Raw genomic sequence first — 24,764 nt, forward strand, 5'->3', positions numbered from 1 at the left:
AAATGAAATTAAAAACCCTGCCAGAATTGGTGGGGTTTTTTAATGCAATTAACTTATCAGCTATGAATAAAATATCAGAAATAGAACTGAGCTATAAATTCTACTCAAACGAAATACTTAAGGTGTCGGATAGCCAATCTGCTTACGATTTACTCTTAAACAACTGGAATTTAAATACAATAGAGCTACAGGAGGAATTCAAATGTTTACTGTTGGACAGAGACAATAAAGTTTTGGGCGTTTACAGCCTTTCTAAAGGAGGAACTGCTGGAACAGTAGTTGACGTGAAGTTATTAATGGTAACTGCCTTAAAATCTAAAACACACGCCATAATTATAGCTCATAACCATCCATCTAGTAACTTAAAACCGAGTGATCAAGACAAAAACCTAACAAAAAAGATTATGGATGCTAGTAATTTTCTTGACATTACCCTGCTAGACCATATTATACTCTCTAATAATGGTTATTATAGCTTCAGTGATGAAGGTGATATTTAAGTTAGAAGGCGTAGAACTTGAGGTAATTTTCACCTATAGGTAGTAATAATAAAATTGATTAACTTCGCTTAGACTCCCCTACAATATAGTTAATAATAATTGTTGCAATGAGCGATACGGATAATTATATTCTATTACCATCACTAAAGCACATAAAAGTTTCAGATTATACTCTGTTTCAGAAGGATTGGGAATACAAGGTGCAAAAAGGATTGAATTTGTTTGTTGGAGTAAATGGTCTTGGGAAGACAACAACAACAAGCTTAATTATTTACGGTTTAGTTGGATTCACTGCTAATTATGATCGTGAAATATTTAATATTGATGAAGATTATTTTATTAATAGAAAAGATGCAAATTCAAATGATGATCAAGCGTTGTTAGAGGTAGAGTTTTATGTAGGTAAAAATGTGTTCAAAATCACGCGAAGATTATTTGAGGAGGAAATAGTTAGTTTCACCTATAATTCGAAGGACCAGGATTCTGACAATTATTCAGAATATCTTGTTCGAGATACCAAACTAGGCAGTATTGAGGATTTGGCATTTATCTTAGAGAAATTTCTTATTAGAGAGGAGGAAGCAAATTATCTTTTATGGAATTTCAAGGACCAATCAAAACTACTTCAACTACTAATTAGTCCAATTGGTTTTAAAGAGAAGTATCAATCCATGGCAAATGAACTCTCCGATTTAACCACGTTTATTAATAGAACTAAGGATACTAATCTCAAATCATTAAATAAGCAATTAGAGGATGCTAAGAAGCTCAAATTAGCGGATAAAACATCGAGTAAAACGGAAAAAAATCGATTAAAAAAAATTGATTCTCTAAATCTTGAAATCACTGAACTTGATGACAAAAGAACCAAAATTTTAGCTGGCTGGAAAGATTCTCATACTTCGTTGACAAAGTTAAGATTGTCAATAGAAAAGGTTGTTTCTGAAATAGATGGTATAAATGAGCAAATTCTACATATAGAACACCAGTTTTATAGGAATACTTATACTGATAAAAAAGTAATGAGTGCAATTCAAAAATTGAAGTACTATGATTCCTGTATTTATTGTGATAATACTGTTAGCGGGCAGATAAAGGAAAGGATTCTCGCTATAATCCAGAATGAAAAATGCCCGGTATGTCGTACAAAGTTTGGTGTTCAGGATGATGAAGTTACAGAGCTGCAATACGATATTGATGATCTAAAGGATTTAGAACAAAAATTAGCTCGGCTCAGCAAGAAAAGGTTAAAACTGGAGGAGTCTAAGATTAAAATTAAGTTAGAGAATGATCAGAAAGCAGATGAACTTGAAAAATTGAATGACAAACTCGATGATCTAAATATTGAGCGGTTGAAATTGAATATTGAGCAGAAGACTGCTGAATCAAAAGATGATTACTCAATATATGACATACAAATTAAGACTTTAAGAGAGAATATTGATAAAATTAAAAATAAGCTACTACCCAAAGAAAATAAGGCCAAGCAACTCGCCTTGAAATTGGAAAAGGAAAATGACAAACTATCATCAGTAGTAGCTGAGAACCTTTCGCTGATTAATAATAGCTTCCGTTCTTTAGCTGCAGAATACTTTCGGGATGACAGTGAGCTTCAAATAAAACAGAAGCAACTTAAGAAGACCAATAATTTTGAGAAAATCAGACAGTCGCATTATGTCCCATATTATGAGGGCAAACAAAGAACTTTACAAAAACATTGTAGTACCTCAGAAAGATTATTTCTTGAATATTTATTCCGACTCAGTCTGATGAAATTATATTTGGAATTGAGGAATGATAAGGGTAACTCATTCTTAATTTTTGAAACCTCCGAAGGGGCTTTTGATGTTAAATATACGGCTCGACTAGCTCAAACTTTTGTCGATTTTGCAAAGACCTCTGATGCCCAGTTGATTCTTATTGTTAATTTAAGCAAACCTGATTTTGTCAAGAATTTACTCGAAGGAGTATCAAGTGATGAGGGTATATTAAATTATCTTGATTTTGGAAGAATTTCACCTGCGGAATTGAAACCTTATTCTGAAACTATTAAAATGATTGGTTTAGCATGAGTGTAAATCACATACCATTCAAGGACTATAATAGATCTAATGAGGTATTACATATTCTGTATGCAGCTAAAACTGTAAATATTCAATCGTTATCTAAAATTGGAATTCAAAAGATTTTCTATTTAGCAAATTTGCTGTCTCCTGTCAAGGAAATTGTTTTAGCCACAATAAGATTCGTAAGTCACTATCGAGGTCCATATTCAAAAGAGATCCAAAATACCGTGGATCATCTTACTGCATTAGGATATGTTGAGATTGAAGATTTTATTGTTCACAATCATAAATATTCAATAGCTAAATATTCATTAAGTGATGCTGGTGAATCCGTTGTTAATAAACTGGTTGAGTACAGTAAGGAAAATGAAAAACAATGGTGGTATTCAATTTTAATTCAAGTCTCAAATATATATTCTAACGAAGAAATTTTTGAGGAACATAGTAGCTATGATGGATTCGATCATATTGTGGACTTGGTTTATAAAGATTCTACATATCTAAGTATAAAGAACAGTCAAGATTTCAGAAAGTTCATAGACACATCTGATCCATCCACCCCAACGTATAAATTAATTGAATTTGTAAAAAAATTCATTGTCACGCAGGATTTACAGGTTGAGAGAACCGATGAAAAGCGAATAGCCGAGTTAGTAATAATAAGCTTTTTTGAATTCCTATATTCTAAATATATCGATGAATTTGCCAATGGATGATCAAACGAGATATATAAATACACTAATGGGAGGGATATTCACGAAATTATCGTTATTAGATAAACTTACTCCTCCTAGCTATAATTTGGACTTAATTAATTCAATTTTGAGACTGATTCGATCAACTGCCTATCAGTCGCAGATTGACAAGTTTTCCTTATTTGTTCTTGCAGTTTACGACTCCTCTTCAGTAATAGAGGGAAATGGAATTAAGTTAACGGATATTTTTACCACAACTTTGATCAGTGACTACAACCTGGATGAAGCTAATATAGTTGAAATAAATAATAAGGGAGAGCTCATAGAATCGAAAAAGTTTGGTCGAAAGAGGATTCTATTTTACGATGAGGGGTTTGAAATTTCAACGTTTAACAAAGAAGTAAAGTTTTTTATTATCGATGGGAACAGTCTACACATATTTTTTGAAGGGAATTATGTAAAGGCCATACCTAATATATTCAATCAAAATGATTGGAGAGGACAGCATCATCGGATATCCATTCAAGAGGTTGAGTCAGTTTTGGAAAGGTATCGTAATTCATTTCCTAAAGATTATAAGCCGAGCTGGTACTGGCAGAATAAAAAGGACAGAATATTAAAGAAGGAACCAGAAGTGTTATTGGGGATGTTTTTTTATCAATTTCTGGATAGGATAATTTCAGATGCCAAGATTGATGGAGAATGTTTTAATTCAAATACTGATGATAAGCTGGATGTCAGAGCGGTTCATTACGAAACAGGAGATCTCTATATTTTTGAGGTAAAATGGATAGGGGAGAGTGAAACTGGCACCAAATACCTTGATGAAAAAGCACATGAACGGGCGAATGAGGGGATCGAACAATTAAAGATTTATATTGATCACGAGAATGACTGTAAGGTTGGAGTATTAGTCCTTTATGATGGCAGGCCAAATGATGAAAAAATCAACTGGCTAGACACAGAAAAATGGGATAGTAAAATATACGACCCTCCCTTTAGATTATATATGGAAACAACCAGTGCTTCAGTAGCTGCGACTAAAATAATACGAACAAAGAAACGTGAGAAAAATAACTAAAAGTAAAGACGTAGATTTAATTGACTATTCAAACGAGTACAGTGATTTAGTATCCTTTAAATCAAACTTGTATCATCCAAAACACAGGTGGTATCCATTTGTAGAAGGTTTCTCCACTGAATTTGTAAGACGAATATTGGGAGAGCAAAACTACATTCCTGAAAATTGCTTAGAACCTTTTGGTGGCATCGGTACTACGGCTCTTACTTGTCAGGATCTAGGTGTTAAATGCACGTCCGTTGAGAGTAATCCATTTTTCTACAAGACTGCAAGAGCAAAACTACTGGACTACTCAAGCCTGGAATTTGAGAAATTGCTTATTGAATTTGAAACATATCTAACATCATGTACGAGTGCAGTTGTTTTACCCGAATTAGAATCTAAAACTTTTTTTGAATCAAAGGAAAAAAACAAATGGATTTTCCACAAAGAAGTATCAAATGGAATAGGTGATATCCTTGGTAAAATAGAAGCAATTAAAGTTACACATAGTGATTATGCAGTTTTATTTGAAATTGCATTGGCAAACATTCTGCTTCCAGTAAGTAATGTGTTTAGAAATGGAAAATGTTTGAGTTATCGGCGTGGTTGGGAGGAACGCAAATTTGACAGGAAAGAAGTTCATACTAGATTCATTGATGTATCTAAACTTATCTTGATAGATATACGATCTAAGGAGAGACAAATTAAGGTGGTTGAGAATCATTCAACATATTATAATGCAGATTCCAGGAATAAATTGATGGATCTTGATGATGAAAGTTTTGATTTGATAATCACATCACCTCCCTATTTGAATTCTAGGGACTATACCGACGTATATCGTCTAGAGCTATGGATACTGGGATATATAGATAAATTTGAAAAAGAAAAAACACTTAGAAAGAGTGCTATCACCTCACATGTTCAGATAAAATTACCTGAAACAAAATATCCTGATGTTGATGAAATCAATCAATTTTTGGAACACCTTAACGGACTAAATGGACGTTTATGGAATAATAATATACCTCGAATGATCAGTGGATACTTCAATGATATGGAAGGAATTTTAAGTAATCTTCATAATAAGCTCAAATCTGGAGGAAGAGCTTATATAAATGTATCAAATTCAGCTTACGGTGGAAAAGTTTTAAATGTTGACTTAATCTTATCTGAAATTGCCCAAAGTTTAGGTTTTAATACCGATGAGATAAGGATTGCTCGATTATTGAAATCAAGTAGTCAACAGAAAATTACTGGACCAATACGAGAGAGTGTAATTATTCTTTCTAAAGGCTAACTGAGGCCTAAAATACGGCATAATAGAATAACTTACTTTTCATAAGTATATGGTAATCAAATAAATATAGTAAAGAGTTCGAGTCTCGTCCAGACCGCAAAAGTTAAAAAGCCTCTCAGCAATGAGGGGCTTTTTTTGTGGACTCGCCCTATTACTTTTGAGTCGTATGTGTTGTTCTTATATACTGTTATTCAGAAAATTACAGGTTTATAACAGACATTTGTGTTTATTTTTTTCTTACTTTTAGAATACCTCCCCGTTTACATTATTCTCTTAACAAAGTAAGTTACTGATTTCCGTTAGCTTCCGAAGCAATATGTTCAAAATGAAGGCGCACCTATTTACCCGATTTCTCCTTGTATTAATAGCGAATGTTGCGATCTTAATGATGTGCAATGCCTGTATGTCTACCCAAGTGATCGCCAATTACCATAGCGATACCCTCGATAACGAGGCCTGTCATGAGCTATCCCATTGGAAATACTGGTGGGGCATTGGCGGCTCTGATGAAGTCTTGGTAGGTCCCAACAGTCCAGATACCGATTGTCCATGTGCGAACAACGCAATGGCCTCCGTGGAAGTAAAGAGCTCTTTCGGTGATTTTTTGCTCAATTTCGTCACACTAGGCATCGTCAACCATCGAACAGTTTCGTACAAATGCGCCGAAGTAGATGAAGGCGAGCAAGGAAGAGATCATCCTTAAAACTAAATGATATGCTGCCTGAAGGGATACTTTCCAGACCTAAAACAGAATGGCGCAATGCCCACGAAAATTTCACACAAACCCTGGTGGAAGACGCTTCCTTTAAACTAGTCAATCCTCCGGGAAATAGCGGTTGGGAGCGCTATCGCGCTACCACGAAAAATGTCCAGTGGTTGATAGATCATGCCATTCAGAATAATCTTTCACTACGAGCGCTAGGGCGTGGTTGGTCGTTCTCGAAGGTGGGGATGACGGAAGGCGGACTGATAGATACCTTATCCTTAAATTTTTCGTTCCCCATCATTGCTGAAGATTTAGATCCTAATTACGAAAAATCACACGAGGACCTTTATTTTCTTCAATGCGGAACAAAGATTCATCAACTTAATACCCGTCTGGCGCAAAAGAAACCGCAGCGTTCCATAAGAGCTTCGGGTGCTAGTAATGGTCAGACGATCGCCGGTGCCTTATCAACGGGTACCCATGGGGCGGCGATTCAAGTGGGGGCGGTTCACGATGCGGTGGTGGGACTTCATTTAATAACGGATGCGGATACTCATGTGTGGATTGAACGCGCATCCTATCCGGTGATTTCTCAATCATGGGCCGAATTATTGGAGGTGGATGAGGTAATTCGAGATGACGCTATTTTTGATGCTGCCGTTGTGAGCTTCGGAAGTTTTGGTTTTATTCATGGAGTCATGATCGAAACGGAGCCTCAGTTTTTGTTGGAGGAACGACGCGTAGGAAATATTCCGTACGATGACGTGCTCAAAACCGTGATGACCACACTCGACTTCAGTCAGTTTCCACTACCGGGAACCGGTCCAGGCAAGGAACTTTATCATTTTGAAATTCTCTTTAACCTTCACAATTTCGAACCCGACAATCCTCAAAAAGGTGCTTTTCTGAAATATATGTTCAAAAAGCCATTTGATCCGGCGGCTGTAGATATGCACCCTTCGGAAAAATTTAAATATGGCGAAGACCTATTGGGTATTATTTCTTCGCTACTCGATACACTAGCGGTACTTTCGGATGCGTTGATTCCACCCCTGGTCAACCTCATGTTCAAAGATGCCTTTACGCCTAGACCCCCTCAAACTGGAACCATCGGTGATATTTTTAACTTTACAAAATTTAGAGGGCAGGTGGCGAGTGCAGCCATAGGATTGTCGATAGAAGATACCCCAAGAGCGGTTAGCCTGATCATGGAAATAAACAAAACAAAACCCTTTGCCGGCGGGTTGGCACTGCGCTATGTGAAAGGTACAAACGCTACCTTAGGCTTCACGAAGTTTACAAATTCTTGTGTGCTAGAGATGGATGGTTTGGATAGTAATAAATCTCGAGATTTTTTCGATACCGTTTGGAAGCGCTTGGAAATGGAGGGAATAGCGTACACCTTACATTGGGGAAAATTTAATGCTATTTTAAACGAAACGCGGGTTAAAAACATGTATGGTACTTCCGCGGTAACCGCATGGATCCATGCTCGAAATACGCTTATGACCCCTTCAGCCATGCGCGTTTTTACCAATCCCTTTATGGCGCGATGCGGACTCGATACCATTGTACATGACATTGTTTAAAATGTATCTTCAATAAAAAGCCCTTCCATTGCGGAAGGGCTTTTCGTAATCGGAAGTTAGTTGAATGTTAACGTTTTAGCAGACGATGTATCTGCATCCCTTGGTCCGATTGTGTTTTGATGATGTAGGCGCCACTAGCCAGATGGCCAATGTTTATGGTGGCTTCTGAAACTCCCGCAAACGTTTGTTTCAGAACCTCATTTCCTACTACATTATAAATGGATACCTCAGTGATTTTTTGAGTTTCTGGGTTGAGCAATTGAATGTTTTCGGAAGCTGGGTTTGGGTACCACTCTAAGAATGATGTAGCTAAGTCGGTTACCCCTAAGGTAGTAGTTTCTTTAAAGAACAAGGTAAAGCTTCTGGGCGTGGTCGTTTTTCGACTGACAAAACGATACGTTTCTTGCGAAAGATCTACAGTAACTCCGGTTGCATTGTCAAACAAGTAAGGTGTAGCGTTTATCAACATACTTCCTTCTAAGTGCTGTAGCGATATTTCGTAGGTGGTTTCGGCGTCCAGGAGGGAAGTAAATCCAAGCGGAATTTTAATATCCTCCTGAAAAGCTTCTCTTGTTTGAATGCCTAGTTCATCTCCCAGGTCTGTCATCGAGAATAGCGAGACTACCGTGGCCAGTCGCTTGCTGTCATAACCGGGGTCGATGCCTTCGGACGCATTTTCAGAAAAGCCAATCAAGGTACTATTATTTAAGTCGAATTCTGAACTCTGTACCGATAGCCAGAGTCGGTTTTTCTCTTCGGAAACATCGCGCCAGGTATCATTTCCGGTAAGACGACGCATGCTGTTAGTAAAGGTGGCTGTTCCGGCAGCTGACGCTTTTACCCCGAAGCCCTGGGCCGAAGCAATGATGCCGTTGGGTTCCGTATCGATCCCAGATGGGTCTGATGCCGCAACTAAGCCTCCCATTAAGTTGTACATCGAGATATCCTCCATGCTAAAGTTCATACTTCCTGCCCCTGGAAGCGACGGACTGGGCGACGTGAGGTGTTCCCAGAAGTATAAGGTTTCTACTTCCGGATTGGCATTGATAAAATCATCGGCCGATATTGCCGATGCATATGGGTTTCCAAGGACATTCGGACTGTCATTTTGAGTCGTGTTGAACAGCAACGGAACCGTCACCGTACCGTTGTTCAAGGTTCCTTCGGTATAGGTTAGGTCATACGTTTGGTTACCATCGAGATAATTAGCTTGGGGGCGTACCAGATATCCCTCTCCCAAAGTTAGGTTTCCGCTATGCGGATTCCAAAAATCACCGTTATCATCAGCAAAATTCTCTGCTGAAGGAAAGGCCGCAGCTACGTCTGCATTAGGCACAAAGTTTCCGGTGGTATGCGCTAACACTAAAAATGCACTGCTGTACACATCTTCACGCGTTTCGGCACTCATTGGACTACTCATGATCATAAAGTCTCGAGGCTTGAGGAAGGGTGTGGTTTTTCGAACTCTTATGATGCCATTATTGGTGGTGATAGCCGCGTCGTCTCGTTGTACCAGACTTCCCTCATGGAATATATCGAGCGTCCCCACCACGTTGATGTCGTAGGCGACTTCCACATAATCACCGCTATTTACGCGCAGGGTAATACCACTATCTACAGACACGCTACAGGCCGAAAAACTACCGTGGGTTGCCGTGTCATATGTGCTTCTAATGATCACATTTTTGGAAAGGTCTGGAGTTCCGTTATTCCAGCCCCCTGAAATCCATTCGGTGGTAGTAGTACAGCCGGGAAGGGGCGAGGGTAAGGCTTGAATGTCGAAAGGGTCGGCATTGCTGAAATCTGCTCGGCGTGCGGCACGAAGGTAATAGGTTGTCCCCCCGGCAAGACCAAAAACCGTACTGTTTCCGGAGAAGCAACTCACTTCGGCTCCGCCACAAGCATCAAAAACCGTTATTCGGGTGAAGCTAGTGGCATTGGTTACCTCCAGATCGCCATCAAATGGCATGGTGATCTCGTACCAGGCATCCATATTAATTTGCGATGCGGTATCGCAACTGGCATCCAGGCTTTCCGTAGCACCTCTTGAATCAAAATCGATGGTCGTAGGAGCAACCACCCCTACCGGCGCTTCTATGGCCATGGCGCAGTCATTATTTTCAATGGCTTCAAAAGCCTGAATACCAAAATCAATCAAGCCGGCAAAATCTGCGCGTTGCGCAATGCGCAGCACATAAGTGGTTCCACTTGAAAGGCTAAAGAAAAAACCATCATTGCTCCCACAGCCCAATTCAATGCCACCACACGCATCAAATAAGCTTCTGGTGGTGGTAGTGGGTATGCCCGTCACCTGCACATTTCCGTCAACAGGCATGGTAAACTCAAACCAAACGTCTAGGTTTTGCTGACCGGTACTTTCACAAGAAGCATCTAAACTTTCAGTAGCTTGTCTAAGATCAAAAGCGTAGTTATTTACGGCAGCTGTGGATACTGTAATAGGGGTGCGATCAACACAGTCGTTATTTGAAATGGTAGGAAAAGCCTCTACCGAGAAGGTAATAGGGCTCGAAAAATCGGCGCGCTCCGCAATGCGCAGCACATAGGTAGCTCCCGCGCTTAGATCGAAGAAGAAACCATCGTTAAAGCCACAGATCAATTCGGTTCCTCCGCAGCTATCAAAGAGGCTTCGTGAAACAGTGGTTGGGAGTCCGGTAATTTTTACATTTCCATCCACGGGCATGGTAAATTCGTACCAGCCATCAAGGTAGGTGCTTCCGCCACCTTCGCAGCTGGCACTGATGCTTTCACTGGTGGTTCTGGGATCGAAATCATAAGAATTGCTACTACCCAGTGGTACGGTAATACCAATTCGGTTAGCACATTCATTATTAACTGCCGTTTCAAACGCTTCCACATCAAAGTTTATCAGCCCTGCAAACAGCCCTCGTTCCGCCATTCTAAGAACATATGTTGTTCCTGAACTTAGGTTATAGAAATAGCCGTCGTTCGATGCACAACGCAATTCGGTTCCCCCGCAAGCATCATACAGACTTCGAGTAACGGTGTTGGGGATGTTTGTAATTCGTACGTTTCCGTTCACGGGCATGGTAAATTCGTACCAAACATCCAAGTTTTGGTTTCCGGCTCCTTCGCACGAACCATCTAAGGTTTCGGTGGCCTGTCTAGAATCGAAGCTATAGGTATTGGTACCTCCTGTAGGAACCGTAATGGGGATACGATCAGCGCACTCGTCGTTACTAATTTCTTCAAAGGCTTGAATGGTGAAATCCACGTTCCCCGCGAAATCTGATCGCTCTGCAATTCTCAATACATAGGTGGTTCCGCTGGTTAATGCGAAAAAGAACCCGTCATTGTTAGCGCATACTAGTTCGGTTCCGCCACAAACATCGTACAGGCTTCGCGTAACAGTGTTTGGGATGTTTGTGATGCGTACATTTCCGTTCACAGGCATGGTAAATTCATACCATACATCTAGATTGTTATTTCCTACCGACTCGCAACTTCCATCAAGACTTTCCGTGGCGGTCGAGGTATCTATCGAATAGGTGTTTTCAGAGGTGGTAACAGCGATTGTAGTTCGCGTAGCACACTCGTCATTAACGGCTTGGGCCCACGTGGTCAGGCTGCCCATAAGTAGCAAAAGGGGTACTAGTATTTTCATGATTGCTTTGTCTTACTAAATAAGAAAGCAAGGAACAACCCAGAAACGAGATTCACAAAAATAAAGGAGCAACGGATTAAAAATTAGACGAATGAACTTTTTCTACATGAATTCATAGAGGGAGAAAATCACCTTTTTTCTACACCACAAACCCTTTTGTTATTTTACAGAATTCCTTATTTCAGATCAATACTTTTTCTTATTTTTGCAGTAAACAGAGTAAGAAACCCAGCTTTTGGGTTACCCTATAAAGACGTTGTGTTGTCCTCATGAAAATGAGGAACGTGGATCAGAGAAATCTGACCAATGAGAAGCTTGTTAGCCTGAGGCTAATGGGCTTTTTTTGTATTATTCAATGCGTCTATAATTTTCTGAATAATACCGCTGTCCGTTATTGTCCAATGCCACTTGTCGGAATCGATCTCCTTCTATTACGAGCTGAAATCGGAAGACCTGGGTGGTGTCTACAATTTCCATCATCGGGCCGGAAGCATATTCCAGTCGTTCTTCCAACCAACCATCCTGAATGCTGTAAGTGCCATACCCAAACCATTCATTAGGATCATTCGGATTAAAACGAGACCACATCACTTTGCTGCCGCTGTACATTTTAATTTGTCGGTATCCATGCATGTTGTACATGGTGTCTGTGATTTCACCATTTTCGTACATATACTGGTGTTCCATTTCCCAAACGCCTTGTAATGATTGAGAAACGGAAGGATCTGTGCTAGGACTGTAGCCTGCCATAAGAAGTAAAGCAAGACATACCCATCCTGATAAAAGAAAGAGTTGTTTGTTCATAATGAGAAGATAAGAGTCTGTCAATGAGCTTATAAAGTAGTATTAAGATACGAAAAAAACGATAGATAGTAGCTGTGGTTAAATGATTTACAATAGCGGTGATGACAATTTACGGTAGCGCCGATGTAAGTAAAAACAAGAATTATGAGATTTCAGACACTTTTTTCAATTGCGCTGGTGAGTGCGCTACTTTTCGTTACTTCCGGATGTAGTAACGATGACACTCCAACAACGCAACAAGACCCGCTGGCGGATTTCAATTCGAGTATTTGTAGCAACGCCCAAGGGATAACCGGTCTGTACTGGGATTACAGTAATGCGCTACCGGTTCCACTTACCCAAATACCCACCATTCAAAATCCCGGGATGCAATTCATTCATAGTGCCTATCCACAGTTGGGATTCCAGCTTCCGCAGGGATATACCGCCGTTGAGGTTTCGGTAAATAATCCCCCTTCAGTGGGAGTAAATGTACTTCGGAACGACAATAATGTGGTATGGCGTTATGTGCCCTTGCTTTCGCTACAAGGCCAGGTCCCTATAAATGATGTCGTGGCTTTTGAAGTAAATTCGATGTTTAATTTCTTTGAATTTAATGGAGATTTTAATGTGATTTGCACGGAAACAAAGTCGACGAATACCGGCACCTTTCAACTTACCTTTAGTGCACGTCTTATTGAATTCGGAACCTTTACCGGATTGGTTTGGGTAAATACATTGTACGAACCGACCACCAATTTTACCCAAGTTTCTGCTTCGGTTTCCGTAGCGCCTACCACACAATTTGAAGCAGAGGTCATGAATACATTTTTGCCGATAAGCTTTCAGTTATTGGTGATTGATGACGGTGTGCGGGATTCCGATTTAGATGGCGTCCCCGATAAGGATGATCGCGCTCCGTTTAATCCCGACATTCAATAAATAATTTTTTTTCAAATACAGGGTAGGGTAAAATCTGTTCCACTTGTTGTATACATAGTTCTTGGAAAGAAATTTGTACCATAATGTACCATCTTTTCACTACTTTTAAATGTTTCACCTTAAAAACATCACCTATGGAACGGAGAAAATTTATAAAACAATCGGGTCAGGCCTTATTGGCAGCATCTACCATTTCTATTACCGGAGCACTTATTTCGTCTTGTTCTCCAGACGATGAGGTCGAAGGGTTTTTTGGTGACGGGTATTACGGTGATGGTTATTATGGAGACGGTTATTACGATGATGGCTACTATGATGACGGCTATTACGGAGATGGTTATTACGACGACGGCTATTATGATGACGGATATTACGATGACGGGTATTATGACGACGGTTACTACGGTGATGGGTATTATGACGACGGCTATTATGATGATGGTTACTACGACGACGGCTACTATGGAGATGGCTATTACGATGATGGATCGGCACTTACAAACATATTGCTCGACGGAATCTGGGCCGTACAATCCTATATCGATAGTGGCTCCGATCAAACCGGAACCTATGCAGGTTATGGTGTCGACTTTATGAGCGGGAACGCAGTAACCGCCAGTAATGGAAGCAATACCAACACGGGTACCTGGCTGGTGACCAGCGGAGGTAACGGACTAAGTCTTGCCTTTTCGGGTTCTCCTTTTGATGAGTTTAATGACGACTGGGACGTGTTTAGTGTCTCGACTACGCGCGTCGAACTTAGAGATGTGAGCGGTGGCGGCGGCGGTACCGATATCTTGGTATTCGAAAAAAATTAATTCCCCTGTTTTAGTTCCATCGGGCATTTCTTTCTTCTGTACCCAACTGTCGAAGTGCCCGATGTATTGAATTTCCGCTTTTGAAAACAATCTTATTTTTACATGATACATCACTCACTACCCCGCGTGGTGCAGAACTTACCATTAAGGAGCTCATTCTTTTAGGAGAGAAAAAAGGATATACCGTACAACTCGATTATCTAAACGATTTGTCCGAATCAAAAAAACGGATATCAAACGCGGATCTCTGTGTGGTTAATAGTACTTCTCGGTGTCGTTATGAACTTCCACTCTTAGAATTTCTGTTGGAGGCCACCACCCCCTACATTAAATTGGAGTATGATTATAATTTCTGTATCCGAAGGAATATTCTCTGTACCGTAGATCGTAACGTCCGGCGTTGTTGCAACCCAGATAAGTTTCATGTGTACCGACGTCTCTTCGGAAATGCTGCGCTAAATGTTTTTCAGTCACCTAAGCACTACCAAGCGCATTATGATTTTTATGGAGAGGCCATTGCCCAGCACCTTATTATGCCCCCAACGGTAACGACCTCTCTATTACAGCCTTCCGAAGAGAAGGAGGATAAGGTCATACCTTTTTTTGGAGATCTCAATTTTCTGAAAGGTGGTCATGAGTATGTTACCTATGCCGAAACCCATCCCGATACACAGTTCAAAGTATATGGTCGACAACGCTTGCGGCGAGAAATGCCATCGAACATATCATTCCACGATCCCATTCCTAATGAAGAGGTGTTGAAAATTCTGGGCAAAACAAAACAATTTATCTGCAAACCGGTGTGGCCGGAACCTTCGGGAAGGCTTGCTGCGGAAGCATTCCTGTCTGGCTGTGAAATGATTGCGAACGATCGTGTAGGCACGTTTTCCTTTGATTTTTATCCTGACGATCCCAAGGGCGCTATAACCGCTATGGAAGCCGCACCACACGAATTTTGGCAGGGGGTGGAAAACATCCTTTCCGAAGTGATTCCTAAGAAGGCTGCCAAACTAAAAAAAGTCTTGGTCTATAAAAGTTATGGCGGCTTAGGAGATATTTTCTTTGCCATCCCGGGTATTTATAAATTGGCAGAAGTTTCTGAAGAATTGCATTTTGCGGTCGCTCCGCGCCTGGTTGATTTCTTCAGCAAATACTTGAGCATTCCTGTAGTGAACGAGGAAGTGGTGAGACAACAGGAATCCGATTATGATCACATCTACGAATTGGGAAATTATCCGGCCTTTCGAGGCTATGACCTTCCGCATGCGCTAAAATATCCGACGCATAAGAAGGTCAATCAACATGCCATTCAGCATTATATTGATACGTTGTCCAAACTCCATCCAGATATGGACAACCAACTTGTACGATATCCCTATTTTAAAACTACCTCCAAAAGTGAAAACCCCTATTTTGTCGTCCATCATGGGGCTGGTTTTTTACTGAAGATTTGGCCTACGGAAAAATATGCACAGCTGGTGGAACAACTGCTAGACCAGTATCCCAATCTCCACTGCAAAATCATTAAAGGACCCGATGACCCCGATATCGAAGCACATTTTACCAAGAAATGGTCTCGTGTTACGATGATCACCGGGGGGATGCTCGATGTTGGCGAAGCGATGGCCGGTGCTTTATTTCACATAGGGAACGATGCCGGAATAACCCATGTTGCTGGTGGTTTCAATGTGCCTTCGGTTGGAATCTACGGACCTACCGGTCCGGGAAGCTGGGGAAGTTTTGCCGAACATAACGAGCTTATTTGGGGTAAAAAGGGTACCTGTAATATTCGCTGCAATTACGACGTCATCCTAAATTGTGAGCATAAAATATGTCTTAATTCTATTACCGTGGCCCGTGTCAAGGAGGCTGTATATAAAGTGCTTTCAAAAGCCTATCCTGAAATAAGTGATACAATTGTCGCCAACCCCCAGGTGACGACAGAATTCACCAAAAAAGATTGCTTGCTTCGCTTAGGAGATCAAGAATTGTTACTGGAATATCACAATGAACAAATGCGTGATGACATTGAAAACTTGCTGCAGAATCGAATAGCCGAGGTTTCAAACAGCGCCGATATTCACAGTGTGATCGACGTACTGCTGCAACAGGGAGTACTTTACGAGATCCCCTCCTTCAAAAAATAACGAATTGGTAACAATCCAGACGCAGCTTCGAAGCGTGTAATTTTGGATTTTAGAGAAGTAATTCTATCGTATGCGAATTTTTCTCTTAGGGCTAAGTACTTGCTTGCTTCTGCTCCTTACCGGCTGTAAGAACGATCCTCCCTCCGTCACACGACAAAGTAAACCTGCTTCAGGCGAAAAACTAGCGCAACTGTACTGTGCCAGTTGTCATCAATTCCCCGAACCTTCATTGCTGAATAAAGACACCTGGGAGCAATTCATGCTTCCCAGAATGGGTTACATGTTTGGAATTTATGACCATCCAGCCGAACGTGCTGCTTTGTTTGAAAATAATGAAGGGGGAAACATTGTTTTGGAAAGCGGATTGTTTCCGGCGGAAGCGACGCTCGACAGCACTACGTGGCACGCGATTACACAGTACTACCTTTCGGAAGCCCCGGATTCTCTACCCCTTCCGCCAGAAAAGAATATTTCAAAAACGCTGTCTCAGTTTGAGGTTCACATTCCGAAGCAAAAGGTGCGTATTCCCAGCAGTACCCTGGTCCAATTTTCTAATGACGGAAGTCTTTATTTAGGCGATGCCATGACACAAAGCTTTACCGTGTTTTCCGACGCCTTAGAAGTTGTACAAACCGGAAATCTCGCCGAAGGTGTCGTAAGTATTGAAATCATAGAAAATAGGCAATGGCTGACAGTGATGGGCAGCTTTTCTCCAACGGATGCGCCATTAGGCAGTATTGTCCAAATGCCCATAAACCAAGCTGATGCGGCTGAGACGGTCATTGACCGCTTGCAACGCCCGGTGCATGCTAGTTATGCCGACTTGAATAATGACGGAGAGAGCGATATTGTGGTCTGTGAATTTGGAAAATGGACAGGGGCGCTTTCGCTATTCCTCAAAAACGCTCAAGGCTATCGCAAGGAGGTATTGCACCCCTTGCCGGGAGCCATCAAAGCGTATATTCAAGATATGAATAATGACGGACACCAGGATATCGTCGCCCTGTTTGCACAAGGGGACGAAGGCATCGATATTTTTTATAATGATGGGAAGGCGAATTTCACAAGAGAACGGGTCTTGTCTTTCTCACCGTCCATGGGTTCTAGTTTTTTCAACTTGATGGATTACAATAACGATGGAGCCTTAGATATTGTATTTACTGCCGGAGATAACGCCGATTACAAACCCGTACTGAAACCCTGGCACGGCGTATACGTGTTTACGAATAATGGGGACAATGAATTTAAGCAGGAGGTCTTTGTTCATCTTAATGGCGCTTACAATGCCGTGGTGAATGACTTTGATGGCGATGGCGATATGGATATTGCCGCCATTTCATTCTTCCCGGATTGGGTTAACAGTCCGGAAGAAAGCTTCGTGTATTTTCAGAAGGAAGGAGATTCTTATCAACTACAAACGTTTCCAGAGGTTAATGTGGGAAGATGGATCGTGATGGATGCAGCCGATTACGATGGCGATGGCGATTTGGATCTGGTCTTAGGGTCGTTGGCGTTCGAAGTCATTCCGAAGCTAGGATTCGTGGAAAAATGGATGGCGTCGGGCGTTCCTTTTGTCGTTTTGGAAAACTCGCAACGCTAGGATTGCGTATTTAGAGGAGGTCTAAATAAGTTGGGATGGATATGTTAAGGATGATTTGGCATGACTTGATATAGTTCAGCCTGTCATACCTACCAAAGGCTTCCGAACATTCTGTAGGAAATCGTCCCACGATACCGGGGTTACTAAATCTTGAATTATCGGTCCCGCCGCATTTCATTATCCTAACAAATCAAGATAAGTCTTAACGTTCGACTAACGGTTCGTTCAACTCCAGTTCAAAGTTTCATAACACGGTGATTTTAGTTTTAGGTGTCTTTTAATTCGAATCAAAACATCAAAAAAACAAAACAATGAAACGACAAGTACTTTTAGTAAGCATGCTGGCCATTAGCTTTTCAATGATGGCGCAAAGTGTGTTTCCCACACGCGTTGTGGAAACCGACTGGGAAGCTACGGAAGTGGTCATTCCTCCTTCTCCCTTTCAATTTCAAATCTTATTTGTAGGAGGAGAGGATATGGTGCAAACCGGAATCAATGAAGCGGTTCCTGCCAAGCAGTGGCACGACTTTATTGGCTTCACTCCTTTGACGGCCGAAGATTGTGTGGATGACCCCAATGCCATTGGATGGGCCTCCGTAAATCACGAAATGATCCTGGCTGATGACAAATTAGGTGACGGCGGTGGCATGACCACCTTCTTATTAGGGCGTGATCCCGTGAGTGATGAACTGTATGTCATCCCTCAAAATTTAAGCGATGGACGTTCAGGAGATTTCTTCAACGTAGATTTTTCTAACGTTGGGGAAACCGGAATGAACTGTGGTGGAATCAACTCTAACGTAGACGGACGTATTTGGACTGCGGAAGAGTGGTTCCGAAGTGATAACGCCAGTATTTATGATTCTGGAAACGGAGTGCGTGATACTACTGCCTACACCATTAAATATACCGAATTTGAAATGGCGAACTTTCAAACCATTCCGAAGTATCAAAACTTTAACTGGATGGTAGAGATCGACCCACGTGCTTCTAAAGCGGTGCGTAAGCAATACAACTGGGGGCGTCAACCTTTTGAAGGGGGAACAATCGCTAACGACAATCAAACTGTTTATATGGGTGCTGACGCAACACCTGGATTCTTTACCAAATTCGTTGCTGATGTAGCGGGCGATTTCACCGTAGGAACTACCTATGTGTACAAGCACGACGAGCCGGGAGATCCTTGGGTAGAAATAAACAACGATGATTTTAATAAGATGTTGAACTTTAGCTCGGAAGCCGTGTCTTCGGGAGCGACCATGTTCAACCGTTTGGAATGGGTGACCATCGACAAGACTACAGGAAAAGTGTATATGACTGAAACCGGTCGTGATAACCCTGCGGGAAACTGGTCTGATGAATTGGCTGCCGGAGCGGTATTTGCGCCGCACCACATTCAGCGTGCTGCCGATCAGGGCGTTTCAGGTCCCGATGATGCCGATTATTGGGATTACTATGGGCGTATCCTTGAATACGACCCAGCCACAGGAGACGTTACTATTTTTGTAGAAGGAGGCCCATACTTCGCTGCGAGTCCGCCGCTTGCCAACTACCCATCAAAGCACCTTTCAAATCCTGATGGTTTAAACATGCTGTATGTGAATGTAGCCGGCGAGGATAAAACCTATATGTTGATCAATGAAGATTTGAACGGTACGTCCTTCGGAAGAACACCATTGGAATATCCTGATGACAGAATGTGCGAAATGTACATTTTGGATATGGAAACGACCAATCCTACCGTAGACGATTTGATCCGCTTGACACAAACGCCGCGTGGCGCCGAAATTACCGGAGCCTGTGCCACGGCTGATGGGAAGTCGGTGTTAGTAAATTCGCAACACCCTGATGGATCTAACCCGTTTCCATACAACAATTCACTTACGTTCGCCATCACCGGATTTGATGATTCAGGAGCGATTGATACCTTAGCTGCACCTGAGTTTGATGAGAATACGGAAGGTTTTATTATCTATCCAAATCCTACAGAGCGTATCGTTTATTTCAACAAGGTTACCGATGTCGCCATGTACGATATCACCGGGAAAAGAGTAGCTGTCTATAGAAATGTAAAATCCATTGATATTTCAGGGCTACAAACCGGAACGTATTTATTGAAAACCAACGAGGGAGATACTAAGAAACTGCTAGTTAAGTAATTTTTTTCATATTCACAGAAAGCCGGGTACCTAGCAGGGCCCGGTTTTCTACATAATAACTTTCTACTATGCGAAGCGATACTATATTTCTTTTTGGCAGTATTTTGTTGAGTGCATTTCTCATGCTGGCGAGTAAACCTTCGGTCCCAAAACGAAGCTATGTCGATAAAGCCATAGGGCATATTAATAGGGACTACCGAGAAGATCTCACCAGGTTTACGGAAGCCACAGAACAGTTTGAAGAACTTGTAACGGAGATTCAACAGGGCAGAGCATCTCAAGCGGAGCTCGAGCCAGCGTATCGAAAGCTTCGCGATCGGTTTAAAACGGTTTCATTCCTATTGGAATACCTCGATAAGGAAGCCTATGATAAATTCTTAAATGGCGCCCCATTGCCAAAACTGGAACCCAAAGTATCCGACTTTGCCATTCTGGAACCGAAAGGGTTACAGGTAATCGACGAGCTCATGGCAGCGCCCTTTTCCGAAGCAACCCTACAAGAACTTTCAATACAAGCGCACACCTTACGTATACAGGCAACGCGATTAGCAGCTTTTGTTCGAACCCAAAAGATTAACGATCGTCAATTCTTAGAAGCCTCTCGACAGGCGATACTGCGCCTCACCACACTGGGTATTACTGGCTTTGACACTCCCGGCACGCTACAGGGGGTGGAAGATAGCAACGTAGTGCTGCAATCCCTACAATCGTATTTTAAATATTATGAAGAGGAGCTAAAGCAGATGGATCGGCCGGAGTTATTAGAAAAGTTGACAACCCTTTATTCGATAGGCATCGAACGCACACAAAATACCTCCTTCAACACGTTTAATCGATTACGCTTCATCAAAGAAGTGGCCAACCCCATTTATAAAACCATCAAAGACATTCACACCGCCTTGCAGTATGAGACCATTCAAGAAGTTTCTCGCTTTCCATTGGCGGTTAATTCGGAAGCAGCTCATCTCTTCGCGCCCGATTTTCTGAACGAATTCTATTACGTAAGCATCGATCCGGAGGCCCAATTTGACGCCTTGGCTGCGCTGGGGAAAAAACTTTTTCACGACCCCATACTTTCCACCAACAATCGGATGTCGTGTGCGAGCTGTCACGCTCCGGAAAAAGCGTTTACAGACGGACTTCCGAAAAGTGCCAACAATCGGGGAGGTACCTTAGCACGAAATGCGATGACCCTGAACTATTCGGTCTATGCTTCCGGATATTTTCACGACATGCGAACCAAACGTTTGGAAGATCAGTTTGAACATGTTATCCTGAGCAAGGAAGAATTTAATACCGACTATCAGAAGATCATTGAGAAACTAAAGTTGAGTCCCACCTATCAAGCCAACTTCCAAGCTGCTTTTCCGAAGCAGTCGATGATTCGCCCGTACCAAATTGACTATGCATTGGCGGCGTATGTCATGCAATTGAACGCGTTTAACAGCAAACTCGATGCCTACTTTCAAGGGAAGATCTCAGAGTTAACATCCCAAGAAGAGCGTGGCTTTAATCTATTTACCGGAAAGGCTGCCTGTGCCACCTGCCATTTTATGCCCTTATTCTCCGGAACGGTGCCTCCGCTTTATACAGAGTCGGAAAGCGAAGTGTTAGGTGTTCCTGCGCATAAAGATCAACCGCTGACGTTGGATAGTGACATCGGTCGGCTAGGTAATGGCGCCATGCGTGAAGTAGCACCGTTTTTTAAACATGCCTTTAAAACGCCCACGGTACGAAATATTGACAAAACCGCGCCCTACATGCACAATGGTATTTACGATTCGCTAGAGGAAGTGATGGAATTTTACAATGAAGGAGGAGGTGCCGGAAGAGGGATGGTTTTAGAAAATCAAACCCTGGCGCCAGACCCATTGGACCTTTCTGAAGCTGAAATTGATGCCATCGTCGCGTTCATGAAAACGCTAACAGACAAAACGACTACACATACATTACCGGAATTGCCGCGTGATTTTTCGCAGCCTGAATATAACGATCGGAAATTACTGCGATAGCACGGGGCGCGCCAGCGTCTTGAAGAGTTCCATTTTGGCTTGAAACCATTTGTTTTCAAGATCAATTTCTTTGAGGCGGGCTTCTATGTATTTGTTTTCTCGGGAAATGACTAAAAACAAAGAGCTTTCGCCTAAGTCGAATTTTCGCGTTTCTGCCTGCCAGAGGGTTTGGCTGTTTTGAACGATATCATTAATGAGTCGAAATTGTGTTTCGTACGAAGTAATGGCGTTGATCCTAGCATTCAATTTGTTTTGAAGTCGCACCCGCTCATTCGACAGCTCATACGCTACATCTCTTGCCTTGGTTTGGGCTAATTTGAGGGCTCCGCGTTCTTTCCGGAGAAAAATAGGGACAGAGAGTTGCAGTCCTGCCTTGAGATTATCTGTGTTCAAGGTATTCAATTGATCCCCATTCGGAGTCAAAAAATTGTAATAGGCGGTAACGTCTGGCAACAGCAAATTAGCCTTCAGGCGCGCATCTAGTTGTAACTGATCTACCTTCCGTTGGGCCGAGATCATTTTTGGATGCGCATCAATATTCATAGCATTCAACGCCACTTCAGACAGGGTTAGTACGCGATCAATGTCTTCGGAAGTGACCATAGCCGGCGCCATGTCTTCCTGCAATTCAACCGGAATGTTGTCGGCTACCCAGAGGTAGTTTGCCAATTCCAGGGAGGCTTTTATATAGGCCAATTGTGAGGCCTCTAGTGATAATTGTCGGTTTTGATAGGTGATTTTCGCCTCCGTACTATCAATGGCCGCGAGAGCGCCAACTTCCGATTGTCTCTGAATACCGCGAAATCGAGTTTCGGCATTCACCAAAAACGTTTGATATACGCTACGCTCCTTATAAGCTTTAAGCCATTCGACATAGGCTATGGCAGCATCGTACAAAATGGCGGTCACCAACAAGTCGCGCTCTGCTTGAGTTTGCGCTACAAATAATTTTGCCTTGCGAACGGCGGCCATGCGCTTGGTAAGCAAAAATCCGTCTTTTAAGGATAGTTGTACGCCCGCACTGTAGAGTCCGTCTTCCGGCACCGTGTTCTGAGGATTGAGAAACTGCCCTGAATTTTGCTCCCAGGAAGCTTTCAACTCGATACCGTACCAGGTTGGTATTTTAAAGCTCGAATTCAAGTTGTTATAATACTCGGTATTCTTGAATTCCTTGTTTTCATAATCCACTTCAATTTTTGGGTCGAAGCCACCACGTGCCTCCAACAGGGACGCTTCACTCATTTCGAGTTGTAATTGAGCTTGCTTCACCACCGGATGAAAGGCCTTCACCTGTGCCATATATTCTTCGAAGGTCAAGATTCGTTCCTGAGCAAGTGAGAGCGGTCCGGCCAACCCTAGCAAAACCAACCAAAAAAACCGATGGATCATATTCTTACTTTTGTGCAGTTTCATTCGTATTGGGCGTGTAAAAGTTGGGCGGAAATCCGTTCAGTTGGCGCCACACTTCATACCAGATAGGAACATCTTCTAATAAGGCTAAGGTAAATGCCCCGCCTCCGATACGAAGATCCTTGGGCCATTCGTGATCGTCCGAATCGGGTGCTAGTAGCACCCGATATTTTCCATTGGTAGAGATATAATTCTCAATGGCCACCACTTCTCCTCCGTAGGTTCCATAAGAAAGGTTAGGCCAGCCGCTAAAAACAATGGCGGGCCAACCGTCGAATCGGATTCGCATTTTTTCTCCTAGGTGAATTAATGGTACGTCGATAGGGTCCACAAAGGTTTCCACAGCCTTTTCGTATTGCGATGGCATGATGCTTACCAATTGCTCGCCTTCCTTGAAGGTTTCCCCAACCCCAGAGCGAATGGCTTTATTTATATATCCGTTTTGCGGCGCCCGCACGTAGTACATGCTACTTCGAATCTCGTAATTGGTATAATCGTTTTGAAGTTTACTCACCTGGGCTTCGGTATCAAACTGGTTGGATTGGGCTGTAAACTTATCGCTTTGGGCCTTGGCGATCTTATCGGCGTATTCGGCCTGAATTCTGTTCAACTCTACCTGTGCATTGATCACTTCGTTCTTGCTCGCCAAGAACTTATTTTCTTGAGAAACTAATTTCGCCGCCGTTTCTTGCAGTTTCAAACGCCTTTCTTCAACTTCGGTCAGCGATTTTAACCCCTCTTGCTGCAAAGTGTTTATTCGTTCAAACTGTCGTTCTGCAATGGTCTGATTTGTTTTGGCCGCTTCTAGGTCGATGCTGTCACTTTTCACGGTAAGCTTCGCTTGCGCCAGCTTATTCTTTGCCTGTTCTAGTTTCAATTGACGTTCTTGAGTTAGTGCTGAAATTTGAAACTCAAGCGCTTTCACCTTGTTTTTATACGAGGTTACCGACTGACTTTTCGAGTTGATCTGTTCTCCTGTTCGCGATACCAGATTTGGGTCGAAATATTCATTTTTAACTTCTGAAATATGCAATATGGTATCTCCCTTGGCCACAAAATCACCTTCCCGAACGTACCACTGTTCGATCTTTCCGGGAATTGGCGATTGAATCGTCTGAGGGCGTTGTTCGGGCGTGAGTGTCGTGAGACTTCCTGTACCCGTAACGGTTTGAGTCCAGGGTAGGAAAATGATAATGAGAGCAATCACAGCGAATAAGAGCAAGAACCTATTGAAATGTTGGTAGTGCCTTTTGTGAAATACGATCCTGCCGGAGGAATATTCCGTAAGATTTACGTCTGGGCGTTTGCCTGATTTTGAAATGTTTAACATG

General features: G+C 42.2%; 17 protein-coding genes. 13 read left to right on the forward strand and 4 right to left on the reverse strand.

Translation table 11 applies throughout. The features are described from left to right. The first annotated feature begins 2 nt into the window (after positions 1 to 2). The 7 genes from PO830_RS02855 to PO830_RS02885 all read left to right on the forward strand — a co-directional run bounded on the left by PO830_RS02855 (position 3) and on the right by PO830_RS02885 (position 7,919). Positions 3 to 500 carry a JAB domain-containing protein gene (locus PO830_RS02855; protein ID WP_336375859.1) on the forward strand — a complete coding sequence of 166 codons (498 nt, stop codon included), beginning with the start codon at positions 3 to 5 and terminating at the stop codon, positions 498 to 500. A 107-nt stretch (positions 501 to 607) separates the two neighbouring features. Further along, entirely contained in the window at positions 608 to 2,572 is a 1,965-nt protein-coding gene (locus PO830_RS02860) for an AAA family ATPase (RefSeq protein ID WP_272852034.1), read from the forward strand. Continuing rightward, positions 2,569 to 3,282 (forward strand): hypothetical protein, encoded by a 714-nt coding sequence (locus tag PO830_RS02865; RefSeq protein WP_272852035.1) that lies wholly within the window; start codon positions 2,569 to 2,571, stop codon positions 3,280 to 3,282. Before PO830_RS02860 ends, PO830_RS02865 begins: the two co-directional genes overlap by 4 nt. A 25-nt stretch (positions 3,283 to 3,307) precedes the next feature. After that, on the forward strand, positions 3,308 to 4,342 hold the full coding sequence (locus PO830_RS02870; protein ID WP_272852036.1) for a hypothetical protein: 1,035 nt from the start codon (positions 3,308 to 3,310) through the stop codon (positions 4,340 to 4,342). Then, positions 4,326 to 5,624 carry a hypothetical protein gene (locus PO830_RS02875; protein ID WP_272852037.1) on the forward strand — a complete coding sequence of 433 codons (1,299 nt, stop codon included), beginning with the start codon at positions 4,326 to 4,328 and terminating at the stop codon, positions 5,622 to 5,624. Before PO830_RS02870 ends, PO830_RS02875 begins: the two co-directional genes overlap by 17 nt. A 325-nt stretch (positions 5,625 to 5,949) precedes the next feature. Then, positions 5,950 to 6,327, forward strand: a complete 378-nt coding sequence (locus PO830_RS02880) for a Bor/Iss family lipoprotein (protein ID WP_272852038.1) — start codon at positions 5,950 to 5,952, stop codon at positions 6,325 to 6,327. Between the two features lie 11 nt (positions 6,328 to 6,338). After that, entirely contained in the window at positions 6,339 to 7,919 is a 1,581-nt protein-coding gene (locus PO830_RS02885; protein ID WP_272852039.1) for an FAD-binding protein, read from the forward strand. A 67-nt stretch (positions 7,920 to 7,986) separates the two neighbouring features. Here PO830_RS02885 and PO830_RS02890 read toward each other — a convergent pair whose 3' ends face one another. After that, on the reverse strand, positions 7,987 to 11,562 hold the full coding sequence (locus tag PO830_RS02890) for a T9SS type A sorting domain-containing protein (protein ID WP_272852040.1): 3,576 nt from the start codon (positions 11,560 to 11,562) through the stop codon (positions 7,987 to 7,989). Between the two features lie 348 nt (positions 11,563 to 11,910). Beyond that, positions 11,911 to 12,366 (reverse strand): hypothetical protein, encoded by a 456-nt coding sequence (locus tag PO830_RS02895; RefSeq protein WP_272852041.1) that lies wholly within the window; start codon positions 12,364 to 12,366, stop codon positions 11,911 to 11,913. A gap of 144 nt (positions 12,367 to 12,510) precedes the next feature. Between PO830_RS02895 and PO830_RS02900 the strand changes: the two genes are divergently transcribed. The 6 genes from PO830_RS02900 (at position 12,511) to PO830_RS02925 (ending at position 22,023) form a co-directional block, all read left to right on the forward strand. Next, a complete protein-coding gene (locus PO830_RS02900) occupies positions 12,511 to 13,287 on the forward strand; it encodes a hypothetical protein (protein WP_272852042.1) in 777 nt (258 codons plus the stop codon). A gap of 134 nt (positions 13,288 to 13,421) precedes the next feature. Next, on the forward strand, positions 13,422 to 14,105 hold the full coding sequence (locus PO830_RS02905; RefSeq protein WP_272852043.1) for a hypothetical protein: 684 nt from the start codon (positions 13,422 to 13,424) through the stop codon (positions 14,103 to 14,105). Positions 14,106 to 14,185: 80 nt separating this feature from the next. After that, positions 14,186 to 16,252, forward strand: coding sequence for a glycosyltransferase family 9 protein (locus PO830_RS02910; RefSeq protein ID WP_272852044.1), 2,067 nt, complete (start codon positions 14,186 to 14,188; stop codon positions 16,250 to 16,252). A 70-nt stretch (positions 16,253 to 16,322) separates the two neighbouring features. Continuing rightward, positions 16,323 to 17,852: an FG-GAP repeat domain-containing protein gene (locus PO830_RS02915; protein ID WP_272852045.1), complete on the forward strand. Its 1,530-nt coding sequence runs from the start codon at positions 16,323 to 16,325 to the stop codon at positions 17,850 to 17,852. 311 nt (positions 17,853 to 18,163) lie between these two features. Beyond that, entirely contained in the window at positions 18,164 to 20,011 is a 1,848-nt protein-coding gene (locus tag PO830_RS02920) for an alkaline phosphatase PhoX (RefSeq protein ID WP_272852046.1), read from the forward strand. A 68-nt stretch (positions 20,012 to 20,079) separates the two neighbouring features. After that, positions 20,080 to 22,023, forward strand: coding sequence for a cytochrome-c peroxidase (locus tag PO830_RS02925; RefSeq protein WP_272852047.1), 1,944 nt, complete (start codon positions 20,080 to 20,082; stop codon positions 22,021 to 22,023). Here PO830_RS02925 and PO830_RS02930 read toward each other — a convergent pair. Together PO830_RS02930 and PO830_RS02935 are read right to left on the reverse strand one after the other, a co-directional pair. Next, positions 22,012 to 23,436 (reverse strand): TolC family protein, encoded by a 1,425-nt coding sequence (locus PO830_RS02930; protein WP_272852048.1) that lies wholly within the window; start codon positions 23,434 to 23,436, stop codon positions 22,012 to 22,014. The two genes, PO830_RS02925 and PO830_RS02930, sit on opposite strands and share 12 nt — an antisense overlap. Then, positions 23,417 to 24,763: an HlyD family secretion protein gene (locus PO830_RS02935; RefSeq protein ID WP_272852049.1), complete on the reverse strand. Its 1,347-nt coding sequence runs from the start codon at positions 24,761 to 24,763 to the stop codon at positions 23,417 to 23,419. The genes PO830_RS02930 and PO830_RS02935 overlap by 20 nt, the downstream gene beginning before the upstream one ends. Between the last annotated feature and the right edge of the window lies 1 nt (position 24,764).

The organism is Altibacter sp. HG106 (genome assembly GCF_028561755.1).
Taxonomy (GTDB): domain Bacteria; phylum Bacteroidota; class Bacteroidia; order Flavobacteriales; family Flavobacteriaceae; genus DFVG01.